The 16621-nt window shown below is 60.9% G+C and carries 12 protein-coding genes; 9 read left to right on the top strand and 3 right to left on the bottom strand.

Going from position 1 to position 16621, the window contains the following annotated elements:
- Positions 1-573: 573 nt before the first annotated feature.
- From QLQ15_RS13380 to QLQ15_RS18335, 7 genes are read left to right on the top strand one after another with little or no spacing between them, the layout of a single operon-like run.
- Positions 574-1272: a GspH/FimT family protein gene (locus QLQ15_RS13380; RefSeq protein WP_283213261.1), complete on the top strand. Its 699-nt coding sequence runs from the start codon at positions 574-576 to the stop codon at positions 1270-1272.
- A gap of 16 nt (positions 1273-1288) precedes the next feature.
- The gene (gene pilV, locus QLQ15_RS13375; RefSeq protein ID WP_283213260.1) at positions 1289-1750 is read left to right on the top strand and encodes a type IV pilus modification protein PilV; all 462 of its coding nucleotides are present in this window, start codon (positions 1289-1291) and stop codon (positions 1748-1750) included.
- On the top strand, positions 1747-2721 hold the full coding sequence (locus tag QLQ15_RS13370) for a PilW family protein (RefSeq protein WP_283213259.1): 975 nt from the start codon (positions 1747-1749) through the stop codon (positions 2719-2721). Before pilV ends, QLQ15_RS13370 begins: the two co-directional genes overlap by 4 nt.
- On the top strand, positions 2718-3236 hold the full coding sequence (locus QLQ15_RS13365) for a pilus assembly PilX family protein (protein ID WP_283213258.1): 519 nt from the start codon (positions 2718-2720) through the stop codon (positions 3234-3236). Before QLQ15_RS13370 ends, QLQ15_RS13365 begins: the two co-directional genes overlap by 4 nt.
- Positions 3233-6742: a pilus assembly protein gene (locus QLQ15_RS13360; RefSeq protein WP_283213257.1), complete on the top strand. Its 3510-nt coding sequence runs from the start codon at positions 3233-3235 to the stop codon at positions 6740-6742. Before QLQ15_RS13365 ends, QLQ15_RS13360 begins: the two co-directional genes overlap by 4 nt.
- A 2-nt stretch (positions 6743-6744) precedes the next feature.
- On the top strand, positions 6745-7161 hold the full coding sequence (locus tag QLQ15_RS13355) for a type IV pilin protein (RefSeq protein WP_345782425.1): 417 nt from the start codon (positions 6745-6747) through the stop codon (positions 7159-7161).
- Positions 7130-7489 (top strand): helix-hairpin-helix domain-containing protein, encoded by a 360-nt coding sequence (locus tag QLQ15_RS18335; protein ID WP_345782424.1) that lies wholly within the window; start codon positions 7130-7132, stop codon positions 7487-7489. The genes QLQ15_RS13355 and QLQ15_RS18335 overlap by 32 nt, the downstream gene beginning before the upstream one ends.
- 129 nt (positions 7490-7618) lie before the next feature.
- Here the strand turns inward: QLQ15_RS18335 and QLQ15_RS13350 are convergent, their stop codons facing one another.
- The gene (locus tag QLQ15_RS13350; RefSeq protein WP_283213256.1) at positions 7619-7999 is read right to left on the bottom strand and encodes a hypothetical protein; all 381 of its coding nucleotides are present in this window, start codon (positions 7997-7999) and stop codon (positions 7619-7621) included.
- 2715 nt (positions 8000-10714) lie between these two features.
- Between QLQ15_RS13350 and QLQ15_RS13345 the strand changes: the two genes are divergently transcribed.
- Positions 10715-13585 (top strand): TonB-dependent receptor plug domain-containing protein, encoded by a 2871-nt coding sequence (locus QLQ15_RS13345; protein WP_283213255.1) that lies wholly within the window; start codon positions 10715-10717, stop codon positions 13583-13585.
- A 183-nt stretch (positions 13586-13768) separates the two neighbouring features.
- Positions 13769-14260 (top strand): OB-fold protein, encoded by a 492-nt coding sequence (locus QLQ15_RS13340; protein WP_283213254.1) that lies wholly within the window; start codon positions 13769-13771, stop codon positions 14258-14260.
- A 421-nt stretch (positions 14261-14681) separates the two neighbouring features.
- Here QLQ15_RS13340 and QLQ15_RS13335 read toward each other — a convergent pair whose 3' ends face one another.
- A complete protein-coding gene (locus QLQ15_RS13335) occupies positions 14682-15779 on the bottom strand; it encodes a fimbrial protein (protein ID WP_283213253.1) in 1098 nt (365 codons plus the stop codon).
- Between the two features lie 74 nt (positions 15780-15853).
- Entirely contained in the window at positions 15854-16621 is a 768-nt protein-coding gene (locus QLQ15_RS13330) for a fimbrial biogenesis chaperone (protein ID WP_283213252.1), read from the bottom strand.

Here is a 16621-nt window from a genome sequence, read left to right as displayed (position 1 = left end):
GGATGGCTGGGCTGAACCAAGGCCTTCATCGACTGTGACCTCTTTGCTGCTCGACCGGAGGCGGCAACGACTCCGCAGATGAGGCAGCACCGCCGTGCATACGCACCAGCCACAGGTCGCTGGCGAAAGGGGGATCGGATCGCTGTCAGCGACGCAATGTTCAGATCTCGCCAGGTTCCTGTCGTATGGCGCGCACCGCACGAAGGCGAGTCCTGTGGCTGCTCAAGTTGAGCGGTGTCAATTCCTCGGGAACGGGTAGTGCCCATCATCTGCGCATCGAAATGTAACCGCACGAACGAATGAGCGAACTCGTTTGTCGGTTCCGATCGGTCGATGGACGTCGACAGGCTGCGGACGCGCCACGTGCGTTCAGGTCCGTATACCAGCGCAGATCCGGGGAGGATCCATTACGTGCGGAGGAACGAGTTAGTTACGAGTGAGCGGCCGGCATATTCCTCCCGCACGATGGAGTACGACCCTTCTGACGCCTTCCAGCAAGAGTCGTGGTGCGACCCATGCGGTGGGACGTGTGCTGAAGAAGACTCAGCAGAACTTGTAAGCAAAAGGGTAGGCGTGACCTACCAGTCCACCAATCACACCGTGCTCGAAAGAACCGTTCCAGAGGGAATGCCAAACGAAACGCGTGTCCAGCAGTCTCGGATCGGCAGCCAGACGCCGATGATTGGAGACCGGTATCGCTGGAAGACCGATCCGTTTGCGTCCGGCCGGGCGCGCGGCGTGACCTTCGTGGAGCTGATGGTCGTGCTGGTGGTGTTGGCTATCCTGATGGGCATGGCTGTGCCCAGCTTCGAGATCGTGCGCAATTCGAGTCGGCTAGCAGCCCAGACCAATGAACTGGTGACGGCCGTCCAGCTCGCTCGCAGCGAAGCCGTAACTCGTAGGCAGTGGGTGAGTGTGTGCCGCAGTGACGACGGCACGACCTGCGCCGCCGCGGCCACGTCGTGGGATGGGTGGATGGTCTTCGTCGACACCAACCGGGACGGTGCGCGTCAGAACGCCGAGGATCGCTTGCGCGTCGGTGAAGTGCGCGCACCGGTATCTGTGCTGGCCAGCAACTCGCTGATGAACAACCTGGTCACGTTCCGGCCCGACGGCTTCGCGCGAAACGGGAGTGCGTTGCTCAACGCGACGATCAGCGTCTGCATTCCCACTACGAAGCCATCCGATAACCGCCGGCTTCTGACAATCGCCTCGGGCAGCCGGGTGGCAGTCGAAGCAGCCAACGGAAACGGTACCTGCGTGGCCCCTTGATCGCATGGAGACTGCGATGTCGAAGATTCAGTGCTATCCGGCCCGACTGGCCAAGGGCGCAAGCCTGCTCGAGGTTCTTGTCGCTGTATTGGTGCTCGCCGTTGGCCTGCTGGGCGTGGCCGCACTGCAGGCGACTGCGTTACGCAACAACCAGAGCTCCTACGAGCGCAGCGAAGCGGTGATCCTGAGCTACGCGATGTTCGACGTTCTGCGCGCCAACCGGGCCGCCGCGATCGCGGGCGATTACAACCTGGCCGAATGGACCTGCGCGGTGCCAACCGCCGGTACTCGCGCCGATAACGAGCGTCGTCGCTGGATGCAGGCGATGCAAAGGAGCCTGGGCAGCACGGCCTGCGGCAGCGTCGCTTGCATGAATGAGGAACTCTGCATCGTTGGCCTGCGCTGGGACGACGCGCGTGGCACTGGCGATCGTACGGCCGCGCGGACGTATTCCATCGAGACCAGGACACGGCTATGAGGGCCCCTGAACGCCGTCAACGGGGATTCAGCCTGATCGAGCTGATGGTTTCCCTCTTGATCGGCCTCATCGTCATCGGCGGCGCCGCCAGCCTGTTCATCAGCAATCGTCAGACCTCGCGAACGGCCGAGAGCCTGAGCCGAATGCAGGAGACCGCGCGCATTGCGTTCGAAATGATGTCGCGCGACATCCGCGAGGCCGCGGGTAATCCGTGCGCGAAGATGGCTCCTGTCGCCAATGTGATCAACAACAGCACGCAGGCGGCAAACTGGTGGGCCAACTGGGGCGCCGGCATTCTTGGGTATGACAATGCCGTCCCATTTCCAGGCGCCGCATTCGGCAGCGCTGTCACGGCGCGCGTGAGCGGAACGGACGCGATCGAGGTGAAGTCAGGGGCGGCCTCGCCAGGCTTCACGGTGGTCGCGCACACCACCGGCACCGCCTCCATCCAGCTCAACACTGCGACCCACGGGTTGGTGCCTGGCGACGCGGTGATGATCTGCGACTACGCGCAGGTCGCAATCGGTCAGATCAACGATGCCGACAGCGCAAGCGATACCGTCATCCTGACCCATGGCGGTGGCGAACCCGGCAATTGCAGCATGGGACTCGGATTCCCGACGGATTGCGGAGATGCCATCGGCAACGCCTATCAGTACCGACCGAACTCGGTGCTGACAAAGCTGAGCTCGGTACGCTGGTACATCGGGAATAACGGGCGAGGCGGTCGCTCGCTGTACCGCGGAACACGATCCGCGAACGAGGAAATTGCCGAGAACGTCAGCGACCTTCAGCTGACCTATCTGGTCGGCGACAACCACGTCGCTTCCACGGCCGTTACGAGCTGGGCAGATGTCGCGGCGGTGGAAGTCGCGGTGACAGTGGTGAGCAGCGATCGGGTCGCGGTTGGAAACCAGACGTTGAACCGAACGCTGACGCACATCGTGGCCATCAGGAACCGCACGCCATGAAGCATGGTCCTTATGCCCCTGTGAATCAGGGCGGCGTCGCGCTCGTGACGGCGTTGATTCTGCTGCTCATCATGACCGTGCTCGGCCTGGTCATGCTGCGCGTCACTCTGCTGGAAGAGCGTATGAGTGCGAACTTGTACGCGCGCAGCCTCAGCTTCCAGGCGACGGAGGCGGCCCTTCGCGAAGCCGAAAGCCTGTTGATTGTGTCGCCTCCACCGATCTTCACCTCCGGCTGCGCCAATGGACTGTGCACCATGCCAGTCGCCACGGAGGTCGACCGCTGGGACAACAACACCAACTTCACCAGTTGGCGGCCGGCGACAGCGGGACTGAAGACTCTACAGGGCACGCCAGAGTTCTTTATCGAGGACATGGGCAAGCATCCGGCATGGCCCGGTTGCGACCAGGAAGTACCGATCCAGTCCACGTGCCTCCGACCGCGCTATCGCATCACCGCCCGCAGCGGCAGCGGCCCTGCCGATGTCCTGCTGCAGTCCAACTACATGACGCCTTGACCGAGAAGCCCCCAATGTCGCGTTCTCCTAGCCGCCGAAGGGCCTACCGTGACCGTCTATTAGCGCTTGGACTGACGTTCTCGGCCACGCTGATTGCGCTGCCGGTGAGTGCCACGATCGAATTCCCGGAGCTGCCGCTGCAGTCCGGTGTGAACGTGCCTCCGAACATCATGTTCACGCTCGACGACTCGGGTTCGATGCAGTTCGAGATCACGCCGGAACAGAACAAATCGCCACGCGGCGGGACCACCAACTCCGCTTTCAGTCCCAACTACGGATTTCCGGCGCTCACCTCCAACATCTACGTTGACGCCAACCTCGAGAACTTCGTGGTGACGACGGTTGAAGACGACTGGTTCAACCGCTTCTCGCGCTCGCCGAGCCACAACGCGTCGTACTACGATCCAACGGTGCGATACCTGCCGTGGGTGGCATCGGACGGAACCCTGTTCCCGAACGCCAGCGCTACGTGCGCGCTGAACAATCCGGCGGACGCCACTCGGGGCTGCCGTAACCTGACCGTGAACCTGACCGAGGCAGCCGTCTGGTACAGCTACACCAGCGGCAACGGTCGGGCGCCTGGCACCGACGGTCGCAACGACAGCCCCAGCTACCGAACCTACTACCCTGCGCGCTACTACCTCATGGATCGGTGCACGAACCATGAGAGCTCGACCTGCTACACGAAGGTGGAGATCAAATCCACCACAACGTCCTACGCGAAGTCGGCCGCCCGTACCGACTGCATGGGTGCGACGTGTACGTACGCGGAGGAAGTTCAGAACTTCGCAAACTGGTATACGTACTACCGGTCGCGTGTGCTAACTGCACGCGCGGGCGTGGGCCGTGCTTTCGTCGAGCAGACGGAGCGCGTTCGCATTGGTTTTGCGACCATCAACTCGACTGCACGGGACATCGACGGTGTAAGCACGCCGAAGATCCGAAGCGGGGTGCGCGCGTTCAATGCGACGCAGAAGGTGAACTTCTATACGCTGCTCTACACAACGGGCATGGCTGGAGGTACACCACTGCGCGAGACGGCCGACGTCATCGGAAAGTACTTCGCGCGTAGCGACAGCAGGGGGCCGTGGTCCGACACTCCGGGCACCACTTCGACATCGCCGCAGGTCTCGTGCCGCGCGAACTACCACATCCTGATGACCGACGGCTACTGGAATGGAAACGCCGGGCGTAGCGGCAACGTCGACAACACGATCGGCCCGACGTACACGCATCCAACGACGGGCGAGCAGCGCCGCTACGCGCCGAGGGTGCCGTTCATCGACGCATACTCCGGCACGCTCGCCGACACCGCCATGTACTACTGGGCAAATGATCTGCGAACGGATCTGACCAACAACGTCCGATCGAGCAGCCAGAATCCGGCCTTCTGGCAGCACGTCATCACCTTCGGCGTGGGTCTGGGCCTGACGACGAGCGTGAATCCGGAGCGCGCCTTCGCCGCCATCGAAAGCGGTGCCAACGTCACTTACCAAGGTGTCTACGGCGAGGGCGCGCGCACGGGCTGGCCGGAGCCCGGCCTCGCCCCGAACGGCGGCGATTCGGTCTACAACGTGGACGACCTTCTGCATGCGGCGGTCAACTCGCGCGGCGGCTTCTTCAGCGCGAAGGAGCCGGTGGCGTTCGCTTCCGGCATGCAGAATGTGCTGACACGCATCAATGAACGTGAGGCGTCGGCATCGAGCGTCGCGGCCAACAGCTCGTCGGTCGGAACCGATACGCGTCTGTTTCAGGCCAGCTATGTCTCCGGCAGCTGGACGGGCGAGGTGAAGGCCTTTCCGGTCGTCAGAAACCAGGGCGGCGTCGATGCGACCCGGACCTTATGGACGGCTTCGACGGGCATTCCGGCCAATGCGGGAGATCGCAAGATCTTCACCTGGAACGGTTCAGCGGGCGTGCCGTTCGCCTGGAACAGCCTGAGCAGCGCCCAGAAGACCGCGCTAGGCGGCGAGACGGTGCTGAATTACCTGCGCGGAGTGCGTACGGGTGAGCGGCAGAATGGCGGCACGCTCCGCAACCGCACCCAGGTGCTGGGCGATATCGTCAACTCGTCGCCCGCCTACGTGGATGCGACACAGACAGTGTATGTGGGCTCCAACGACGGGATGCTGCATGCGTTCTCGGCTCTGGATGGTGCCGAGAAGTTCGCGTACGTGCCCGGAAACGTGAGCTGGACCGGTTTGCAGAGTCTGAGCCACAACGACTACACGCACCAGTACTTCGTGGACGGCGAGATCGCAGTGTCCACACGCGAGCAGACACCGAACCAGAGCATTCTGGTCGGCGCGCTGGGGCGCGGCGGCAAGGGCCTGTACGCGCTAGACGTGACAGATCCAGGCAACTTCACCGCCAACAAAGTGATGTGGGAGTTCGCGGATGCCGACCTTGGCAACGTGCTGACTCGTCCCGTGATCACCAAGGTGACCACGCAGGACGGCCTGCTTCCCGTGGTCGTCGTGGGCAACGGTCTGAACAGTGCCAATCACCGTGCGTTCCTGTTCGTGATCAATCTGGAAACGGGCGAGCTGATCGCCAAGCTCGATACCGCCAAGGGTTCGGCCACCGAGGACAACGGCCTGGCCGCCCCGAAAGGCTGGAATCTCGATCGTGATCCGCAGGGTGATATCGAATACGTCTATGCAGGCGACCTGCTCGGCAACGTCTGGAAGTTCGACCTCAGCAGTACGAACACGGGCAACTGGGGTTCGTACTTCAAGACTGGCGGCGTGGCGAAGCCGATGTTCGTGGCCAAGGATTCGTCCCACAAGGCGCAGCCCATTACTGGCGGTATCGCCATCGGGATCGATCCCGCCACCTACAAGCGCTGGATCTTCTTCGGAACAGGCCGTTACATCACCGCCGGCGACCCTGGCAGCAAGGACGTGCAGACCTGGTATGGCCTGATCGATAGCGGTTCGTCCATTGACGACGGGCGCACGACCCTCAAGCAGCGCAAGGTCGCGCATGTGGTGGCTACCTCGGGTGATCGCGTGTTCGAGCAGGCCAGGGTCAACGACATGAACAATATGAAGGGGTGGTACATCGATATGGTGAATCCGCCGTACGCCACCGCCAACAAGCTTGGGGAGCGTGTGGTGTCCGACTCGTACCTGGTGGGAGCGGTGCTCAATGTCAACAGTATCGTGCCATCGGCAGATCCCTGCGCAACTGAGGGCACGGGATACATGAATGCTCTCGATGCCTATACCGGCGCAGCAACGGGTAATCCGTACTTCGACGCCAATGGAGACGGCGTGTTCAACGCGCTCGATTACGTCATCTATGTCCTGTCGGACGGTACGCAAGTAAAGGGAACGCTGGGCAGCCAGAGGAGCAACAGCATGATCACCCAGGGCAACCTTATCTCGGACGGCAGTGTTGGACTCCTGACCGCGGGCACCGCAGTCGGCGGGCTGGAGAGGGAGAAGGTGAACCTGGCCGACTTGCAGGGGCGCATATCCTGGCGAGAGATCGTGAGGGACTGAGGATGCGCGACTGTCAGACGGTTCAGATGCGGCGTGGCTTCACTCTGATCGAGCTTATGATCGTGGTGCTGGTCATCGGGGTTCTAGCGGCAATCGCCTACCCGTCGTACTCACAACACGTCATCAAGAGCAGGCGTGCGGCCGCCCAGGCGTGCCTTCAGGAAGTGGCGCAGTACATGGAACGCTTCTATACGACAAACCTGACGTACGTAGGAGCAGCGGTGCCAGTGATGCAGTGTCGCACCGATCTGGGCAGGTTCTACACGATCGGTTTACAGGCGGCCGCGACGGATAAGGGCTATACGCTGCAAGCCGTTCCGACGACCGCTCAGAAGGACCCCAGGTGCGCGACATTGAGCATGGACGTCGCTGGCACGAAGGGCGTAAGTGGCACGGACGACGCAACGCAATGCTGGTGAGGTCAATCGCAACGAGAGAGATGCCTGCTTCGCTGCTTCGAAGGAGGTGGCTCGTGAGACGGATAACAGGGTAGGGCGCCTGGTGGCATTCTCACCGCAAGAAAGAGAGGTACTGCTGTCTGTCAGCGGCATCGGTCCGACGGTGGTCGAGCGCCTTGAGCAGATCGGGTTCAACTCACTGCAGGAACTCGCTGGCGCGGATGTGCTTGAGGTGGTTGCTAGCGTAGCTGGCTTGGTGGGCTCTAGGTGCTGGAGAAACAGCCCTCTGGCGAGATCAGCAGTTCAGGCAGCGATCGATCTGGCGAGATCCAGGCAAAACGACGCCTAGCGGGTCATTGAAGTTGGTGCCCCCAGTGACGTTATGCGGCAGAGTTTCGATGCGCGTTCAGGCGACATGGCGTCCGTCGGCGTGCCTCAAACCGCGAGCTCTCGGCGGATAACGCAAGGCTTCGTCCACTTACGCGCGACCAGCAATGACCGAAGGATACGAAAGAAATCTCCCCAGATGATCTCTCAGGTGCGCCGCTTGGCGGCGAGGCAGCTGGAACGAAATCCAGTCGACGTCTGGATGCCGCAATACCAGGATCAAACCGTCGGATAAGGCGTGCCGATACAGGCAATAGTCCGGCGACTCCGCCGCGTTTGCCACGGCAATGACTGCAGGCTTGGGAGCTTCTCGGAATGCTGATTGAACGTGGCCAGTACGCGCCTCACGGAAAGTCGCGATGAACGCATCAATAAAGCTGACGGAGTACCTGGCCCGCATGACGCCAAGCTCGATCGTCACTGTCCCGTCGTCATTCATCTCGATTTCAATCGGAATTATCTTGTCGTCCATTTCATTCTCCGTAGCGCGTACAGCGCGATGAGCGTCTTCGCCTGGGAACGCAAAGCTAGTCGCATATCAGGTGGTCGCAAGGCTTGCGGAATCGGCAATCCTAGGCGGTGCTCAGCCCCCTTCGTGCGAGTTCGCGCTGGGCCTTTATTGTCAGCCTGATTGCTTCGTTCATGTCGAACTGGCGGGCATCATCGAGCAATGCCGAGATCGCGAATGTCTCCCCGCAAACGGCGCAGGTCGCTTCGTTATCGGCGCTCGCACTTCCGACGGGCCGGAACCTATCGCTGCCGCAACTACGGCACTTCAGGCCAGGCGTCTCCGTATGCGAACTGCATGAGGTAGTGCTTACCATACCTTCGATACCCCCCCGTTCTCGGCCTATGTGCGCCCATGCAAAGGGCGTGTGGCGACTATATCGACGGTGTTCTGAGCAAGTTTTGCGCGTTGTGTCGTGCCGATCACGCGCGCGAAAAATACAGGTTCTTGTATGCCATTCGCGCGCCTGAAGCCAAGATGGCGATCCGACGATCGCTCTCTGGCAGGTGCCAGTGCCGTCGTCTCGTGAGGAAGAATCGGGCGCCTTGGCGACCGTTCGAGAACGATTCGGTGCCGGCAGCCACATCGCAGTGGAAAGTAGGCCACCAAAGTCGGAAATACCTCCTGCCGATGCCGGCGCAAACGATATTGCGCGCAGTCAAGTTCTAGGGTGACTGCTTACACCATTCTCATCTTCAAGGGGCACGGCAGACGTCGCGACTCCCGTGGCCACTTCGCCCCTCCCATGGCTGCAGATTCGTTGACGCGACGTCGGCCGCCGTTTGAGTTCCTCCGGCAGGTTCTGGTGGTTGTCGATGTGCTGCCTTGCGAGTCGTTGCGTTCCCTCCAGGTTCCTGGGTTAAAACGGCGCCCCTCGATGGGCGGCGCAGAGTTCTCTCGGTTCAGAACCGCGAGGGCGTACTACTGCGTCGCCCATCGATCTTGTCTTTCCGGGTCGTCCCAGCCGCCCATGGCGGGCGACGTGAAGAAATGTGCACCGGCTCTGCTCAGGCGGGCCATAGGGCCTCGCGTGGTCCGCGCCGTCACAGGGGTAGCACCTCAGACAATGGGTTTGGTCTTGTACGTGCGATGCCGGGAGACCTCGCATCTCCGTGCATCGAAGATTAGTTCGGCTCCCAATCCCGATTGGCAGGCAACCACATGATTCGACATTCCGAGCCATGTCTTCGCGCCTGGACCGCTTGGGTTGCGTATGACTCTGATGGAGGTGTCCACGCTTTCGATCACTGTCCTTGCTACCAGCGCGAGTCGGGAAGGTGGCAAACGTCGCGGATAGATGGCCAGATACATCGAGTTGCCAATCCAGCGCTGGCGACAAAAGGATGGGAACTGGTCAACGTACCCGGATACGGGAATGGACGCCTCTTCCGTGCCGACCCCAAGCGGAGATCCGCACTTTCACCGTCGCGATGGGCGCTGGTACTGGGAGGCGCAATCCTGGCAACTGGCCTTGGAATGGCCCCCGAGTTGGTGGAATTGATTAGAGACTCACTCTCAGAAGAATCTGCAAATGGATCCGGTCGCGAGAACGCGGTGATTCCAGGCGACCAGGAATGAAGAGGTAGCACGATGGGTTCAGAAGCGATAGAGGTCGAGGTTGAGAAGGCGTGGCTTGCGCTCCTCGCACTGCCCGCTGGCAGGGTTCGGACACTGTACTTGTCGAAGCGGCGGCGCGTCCTTTGGGATGGGAGGGAGTCCATGCGCGGACGACGACCCTTGGTCCTGAATGAGGTCGGCACATATACGCGAGACGTGCTGCTCGTGACGCTCCGAGAAGACGTCCTTCACGTGTGGGACGAAATGCGAAGGTGTGCAGCGGACGCTAAGTAATAGAAGCTGGCGCCCGTCGGGCAGCTACTGTCTTGCTCCGAACGGAGCGATTCGGTCGATCACAGTTAGAGCCGTCACTTGCTTGCACTGTTCCGCATAGCCGCCGCGCCAACTGATGCTGGCGAAGACCACATCATCTGCCACTGCTAGGCGCGGCGACGAACGGTCCGCCGTGACGTAGGAGTGGACCTCCTCATTTCTGCCGCGCCGCCGACCATGCGCCCGTTGAAGTAGCTGCTTCCTCTACAGCCGACGGTGTCATGCGCAAGCTGCTCCACGACCCCACCACCCGCCTCGAATGAGGCGATATGGCCTGCAATCTCAGCATGCAATGGTTCCTGGCGCACAAGCGCGCTGTTGGGTAGGACCGGAATGTTGAGAGGAGTGCGCATGCGACGTGATCGGACGAGGTGGATTGCTTGGGGGATCATGCGCCGCCTCGATGGGCCGGCAGTTGATTCCAGTCAACTTCATGTCGTTCGGTTCTGTCCTTGGTCAGCAGGAAGCTCGAGGGCGTGCAGCAGATAGGCATGGCAGCGCGAACTTGGTTTGAAATATGCCATGTTCTTCGCCCCAAGGCTTCGAGAATCCCTGTGCATGTAGCAAGCAATGCACTCTGCAACTATTCGTATTGTCGATCGACTTCGTACGTGCGAGTCATAGCAAGTTCCGCTGACACCTGTCATCGAACACAGAATGCTGTCTCGCCAATAGCGCAGGCCTATATCGGCTCGCCCGGGTAAGGGGCGACGAGTAGATGCCGCGCATACAAAACGTACGAGGAACTCAAGGATGCATAGAAGCCGCTTAACGACTGCCATTGCGACAGTGCTGATTCTCGCCGGGACACCGGTGCATGCGCAGGAGCAGGACGACAGCCAAGCCCGGGAGCCGACGCAACTCGACACCGTAACCGTCACCGGTTCCCGTATCCCCAGGGTCGACTATCTTTCGGCCTCCCCAGTCGGCACGTTGACCGCGGAGGACATCAAGGCGACAGGCGCGGTCTCGTTGGGCGATGTCGTGAACGCGTTACCGCAGATGTCGACGACATTCTCCATGGGCAACTCAACCAGGTTCATCGGTACCGCCGGTCTGAACCTGCTGGACTTGCGCGGACTTGGAACCGACAGAACGCTGGTTCTGGTCAACGGTCGCCGTCACGTCGGGGGCTCCGTTGGGTCCTCTGCAGTGGATATCAACACCATTCCGGCCGCCTTGGTGGAGCGCGTTGAGATCCTCACCGGGGGCTCCTCGGCAATCTATGGCGCAGATGCGGTCAGCGGGGTGGTGAACTTCATTCTGAAGAAGTCCTTCGAAGGCACGGTGCTGAACGCTCAGATCGGACAATCCGAGGAAGGCGGATTCAACGAGCGGGCCTTTAGTGTTACCAGTGGTGCCGACTTTGCAGATGGGCGCGGTCAATTCGTCATGTCTGCCGGGTTCAACAGTCAGGATCCGCTTTACCTTCGGGATCGGGACTTCAGTCGGGATTCCCAACGTTACCTCACCGATCCGAACGATCCAACGAACGCCAGAACGATCTTGACACGCGGCGCCAGCGTCTACACCTATACATCAGGGGGGGTGTTCGATGTGGATCGCAACGGCAAAACGGTCAACGACCGCTATGTTTTCGATCCGGATGGGAGATTCCGTCCCCAGCGCTTTGATGGCCTCGTCGACACTGTGCGCAGTGGTTGCACCGATTGCGACAGCCTGGATCCGAATCAGTATGGGCAAATGCAGCCAAGCAACCGAACTGGATCGCTCAATGTCAACCTCGGATTCGACCTCAACGATAACCATCGCATCTTCGTTGAAAGCAAGTTGGTCCAGAGCAAGATCAAGGCCTTCTCCACCTCCGGGCCATCCTTTGGAACCTACTCGATTTCCCGTGACAACGCCTATATTAGCGATGAGCTCGGCGAGTTCATGGATGAGAATGGACTCCCGAATCTTCGGATCAACCGAAACAACACCGATGCGGGGTTCCGCGGAGAGGACATCACCCGGAAGACAGGTCGCATCGTCGCGGGCATCAGCGGCATCTTCGGTACTGACTGGTCGTACGAGGCCAGCGCCAACTACGGCCGCACTAGCGAGTCCCGAGCCAATCTCAACAACCTGATTCCCGATCGCTTCAACGCATCGATCGACGCAGTGTTCGATGCAGGCGGAAACATCGTCTGCCGTTCCGTACGTGACGGAATCGCGGGTCCGGTTGATCCAGTGACGGGCGAGGATCTGCTGGCGGGTTGTGTCCCGACGAGCATCTTCGGTGAAGGTGCGGTGTCGCCAGAAGCGGCTGCCTGGTTCAACACGCGTACGCCGAGTCGGACCGAGCTGACCCAGAAGGTCTTCAGTGCCACGCTGGCCAAGACTGAGCTGTTTGCAATGCCGGCGGGGTCGGTCGGCCTGGCATCCGGTATCGAATTTCGAAAGGAGACTAGCCAGCAGACGACCGATCCTTTGCAGCAGGCGGACCTTACCTTCCTCAATGCGATCCAGAACCAGCGTGGCGAGTACTCGGTCCGCGAGGCCTTCGCCGAGATCAACGTACCTCTGCTGGCTGACATGGCGTTCGCACAGAACGTCAGCTTGAGCCTGGCCGGCCGTGTGTCCGACTACACCACGGTGGGAAGTACCTTCAGCTGGAAGGCAGGTCTGGATTGGGCCGCCAACGATTCGGTACGACTGCGCGGCACGTTCTCCAATGCGGTACGTGCGCCCAACATCGCTGAGCTTTACGATCCGCAATCGGTGAACTTCTACACGATAAGCGATCCGTGTTCAGCGCAAAACATTCGTCACGGGGCCGATCCGGCGCTTCGCCAAGCCAACTGCAGCGCCTTGGGTATTCCAGTTGGCTGGACGCTAGAGGACACCTCCACGCGGCGCGGACTGTCCGGCGGCAATCCGCAGCTTTCCGAGGAAACCAGCAAGACGTTCACAATGGGCGCGGTGCTTACGCCGACGTTCCTGCCTGGATTTGGCATTACGGTGGACTACTGGGACATCGAGATCGAGGACGCCATCAGCTATATCACCGGGCAGCAGATCGCCGAACACTGTGTCGATGCCGTCGGCGGAATTGGCAATGAGTTCTGCGCAAACATCTCGCGTGACATGGCGGGAGAAACAGAACACCGCTACGCGATCACTGGCCTTCAAATCATCCCGTTTAACATTAGTAAGCTCAAGGCACGCGGCATTGATTTTGGAGTGGATTATGTCTGGGACAACGTGTTCGACGGGCGCTTGACCGCAAAGCTGGAGGGTACCTACCTGAAGGAGTACCTCAGCTACCCCTTCCAGAGCTTCCCCGACGAAGAGGTTGATGGACGTGGCGTCCTTGGCTCCAGCACGCCGACCTGGAAGGGGATCTTCACGCTCGCCTACGCACGTGGTCCATGGAAGGCGAGCGTTCGAACGCGCTATGTCGACAGCCAGATTCTCGTGACGAACGAGCAGTATGCGAGCAACCCGGACATGCAGGATCCGATCAAGGTGAAGTGGAAGACGTTCACGGACGCACGAGTTGGCTTCGATGCGACCGATCGACTGAATGTCTACCTTGGTGTCAGGAACGTGTTTGATCGCGAGCCACCGTACAACTTGTACGGAACCGGCCTGGGCAGTGCCCAGTACGACAACATCGGCCGCTTCGTCTATACCGGTGTGAACTACCGCTTCTGATGCGGTAGCGAAGGGCAAGCCCCGCTGCAGCGGGGCTTGCCCCCTCGGCCTCCGGGCCTCCGTCATGGGTGGGGCCTGGACCAGGGGCGCCATCTTCGGGCCTTGGAAGTAGTGAATCTGGGCCGCCAACGGCGTCGCCGTGATGGCAACGGCGCACCGATGCGCCAACGAAGGGGGGATGCCATGAAGTCGTTGCGGTGTTTAGCGATCATCATTGCTGGTCTGCTTGTTGCCGGCTTGATCGGCAAGGTCACAGAAGAGGGCAGGCCGAACGCTGGCGGTGTTGCTCGACTCGGCGCCGCTCCCAATGGGGACGAGAACCCCTTGCAAGGCGTAATCGTCAGGCAGCAGGCAGTGGAGGCGCTTCCCGAAGTTGCAGCCGTCGAGCTCGCGCGTGCTTATGAGGAGAACCCCTCCGCCGCGGATAGCAAATATAAGGGGAAACGTTATCGGGTCACGGGCATGGTCGCGGGCGTTAACACCGACTTTTTCGGCGATCAGTACCTGACGCTTCGTGGCGGGCAGAACGAGTTCGGAGAGCCCCAGTTCCAGTTCCACGAGGAAAGCCTGGCCGCGCTCGCACTCTTGGCGGAGGGCGACGAGGTCATGCTGGTTTGTGTCGGAGCGGGCGACATCGTAAGAACGCCCCTGTCGAAAGAGTGCTTGTTGTTGTAGGTCCAGCAGGAATGGACGTGCGCGTATCGACGCCTTCCGAGGCCGCTGAGGGATGCGAACGTTCCTACAAAGGGCACACCATCAGAATCGCTGTGGCGAGATCGAAGCTGAGGGAGAGGTGGACATTCGAGGTCGACGTACTCCGCCCCGATGGCAGTTGGTTTCCGCGCTTACGAAGCATGATCTTGTATGGGCCCCAATGATCGGCTCGCAGTCGTAAGCCGCCCCCGTTCGCTACCCGGGGCGATGTTCGCTCACTGCCGATAGGCCGCATTAGGCCGCCGCGAGCTACGGCGACTTCGAGGGGCTGCTGAATGACCTCCGGACCTTGCATCGCTCGCCGCCTCCACGCTCGGCGAGGCGGCGTTTCAGCAGGCAGCATAGTGAGTGCCTGGAATCGCGTAGCCGCACGCGGACCCACCTAGTCTGTAAAGACCCTCAGGGTGCCATTGGCATTGAACGCCCCGGGCTGGACGTCACCCGCGGAACGTCCAGCGCTGCGTACTGGATAGCTGAGCAGCTTCATCGTCGCACCTCCACTTTGGCCCGCGTCGTACAGGCGAACCTGCGAAGCGCTGGTGGTGCTTCCCGGCACAAGCGACTGAGGCGCGCTTCCTCGGCTATCGACGGCTTCCACCACCACACCGACATTCGGGTTAGAACTCTGGAGCGCGTTCGTGGTACCGGCCTTTGTGCCAATCAGGCCGATCCGGTAGTTCGGATTCACGACTCCACCGGTGCCCGTGCAGACGTAGTGCAGCGAATACTCATGCTTTTGGTAATTGACGGGCAAGGCGCCGAGATTGTTCATCGCGATGGCTTCAACAGCGGGCAACTTTATAGCGATTCCTTGTCCCTTGTTGAGCGTGCACACCGCGGAAGGTTTGGGCGCCGCAGGATGTAGGCCAACGCCAAGGGCGAGGGTATGGAGGTCGGTCCCTGCGCCGGACAGACATCCAGAAGGGGTGGTCCAGTTCCCGTTCGTTCTCACCTGCGCCGAATACGCCAGCGGTGAAGCGAATACTCCGAAGAGCCCTTCGGTAGTTGTGTCCGATACCTTCTTCAACGAGTAGTACACCGTCGTCTTCAGCTGATACGTGCCCGCCGATGGCAAGGTCATTGTCGAGTACGCAGGACCCGCGTTGGTGACGAAATTGCCATTGCCGAACATCATCGATAGGCCGTAGCCCTGAGCTCCGCCGAAGAAGCCCCGTGCATTGGCCTCCGGGTACCAGCTGCTTGATGCGCCGTTGATCCAGTGCGCCTCGAACGCCACTTCCTCTGCCGTACTTCCGGTCTTCTGAAGGGTGTATGTGTACTCGACAATAGCCGTATTGATGGTCGTGTTCTTGGTGACCGCCCACTCGAGACCGGTTTGGGCCCAAGGTTTCACGATGACTTCCGTGGGGCCGCTCTTGCACGTTATGGCCGCTTCTGCTTTTGGCATCAACCCCAGGCCAGCAACCATGCAAAGCGCTGCGAGAATGCGGGGAAAGGAAGGGGGCAATACGTAAGCCATGGCGAGTTTCGTTCGACAAGAGCGCGGCTGCGTAGCGCGTGGCAATGCAGGTGAAGGATAGGGGAGACACGGGCTCATCGAAGCCGCCCTTCGCCAGGCACGGCGTAACCCGCGTCGTCCACTACGCCGTAGCGGACTACCCAGCCTTCAGCCGAAGGACCCGGCACGCTCTCGGACATGGGGAACGAGGACTCGGAGAATGGCAGAACCTCGCCGCCGGCCGTGGCGTACTCCGATCCGCTGGGCCCTGTCGTGATGCTGCGGAACGACAGCGAGTACGCGCTGTTGTTCGCCACCCTTAGTGTCCAGCCATCTGCGGATTGGTTCAGAGAGAATTGCGCCTGTGTGGCCGCATGGACGCTGGGGTGGGGATTCGCCACGTCCTGCAGCGCGGCGGGGCGATAGATGAATGGCATGCGGTAGTGCACCGCCAGACTGAGCTTCGACTGTTCGGCATCCGTTGCCAGCTTGGGCGGGACATCCAGCAGGTTAAGAAACAGACGGGTTTCGCGGTCCTTTGGCAGCGGCTTGCCGAGCGCCGCGTTTATCACGCGTAGCACCTGAGATGAGTCCGGCTCAACCCGGAACAGCGCCGGGGTAATCACGAACGGTACGTTGATCGTTGCCGGGTCCGCATCAGGGTCGCCCACATCCAGCCACGCTTGCACCAGCGAAGGTTGGTCTCCGACGTTCGTCAGCTCGATCGTCTTTTCCTTGCGCGACCCGTCGAACACCACACGTGTCGGAACGGTCAGACCCGCATGCACAGGCCCAGCAACCAGCATCAAGGTAGCGATTGCCGCGCACATCAATGAGGCGAACGTCTTCTTCAGGAGGTGCAT

The sequence above is a fragment of the Lysobacter stagni genome, assembly GCF_030053425.1.
Taxonomy (GTDB): Bacteria; Pseudomonadota; Gammaproteobacteria; order Xanthomonadales; family Xanthomonadaceae; genus Lysobacter_J; species Lysobacter_J stagni.
The sequence above is the reverse complement of the archived record's forward strand: the minus strand, read 5'-3'. Positions and strand labels throughout refer to the sequence as shown.

Coding starts and splice junctions, on each gene's coding strand:
- pilV (WP_283213260.1), top strand. CDS start 1,289: ATGTCGAAGATTCAGTGCTATCCGGCCCGACTGGCCAAGGGCGCAAGC.
- QLQ15_RS13370 (WP_283213259.1), top strand. CDS start 1,747: ATGAGGGCCCCTGAACGCCGTCAACGGGGATTCAGCCTGATCGAGCTG.
- QLQ15_RS13365 (WP_283213258.1), top strand. CDS start 2,718: ATGAAGCATGGTCCTTATGCCCCTGTGAATCAGGGCGGCGTCGCGCTC.
- QLQ15_RS13355 (WP_345782425.1), top strand. CDS start 6,745: ATGCGCGACTGTCAGACGGTTCAGATGCGGCGTGGCTTCACTCTGATC.
- QLQ15_RS13350 (WP_283213256.1), bottom strand. CDS start 7,999: ATGGACGACAAGATAATTCCGATTGAAATCGAGATGAATGACGACGGG.
- QLQ15_RS13340 (WP_283213254.1), top strand. CDS start 13,769: ATGAAGTCGTTGCGGTGTTTAGCGATCATCATTGCTGGTCTGCTTGTT.
- QLQ15_RS13335 (WP_283213253.1), bottom strand. CDS start 15,779: ATGGCTTACGTATTGCCCCCTTCCTTTCCCCGCATTCTCGCAGCGCTT.
- QLQ15_RS13330 (WP_283213252.1), bottom strand. CDS start 16,621: ATGCACCTCCTGAAGAAGACGTTCGCCTCATTGATGTGCGCGGCAATC.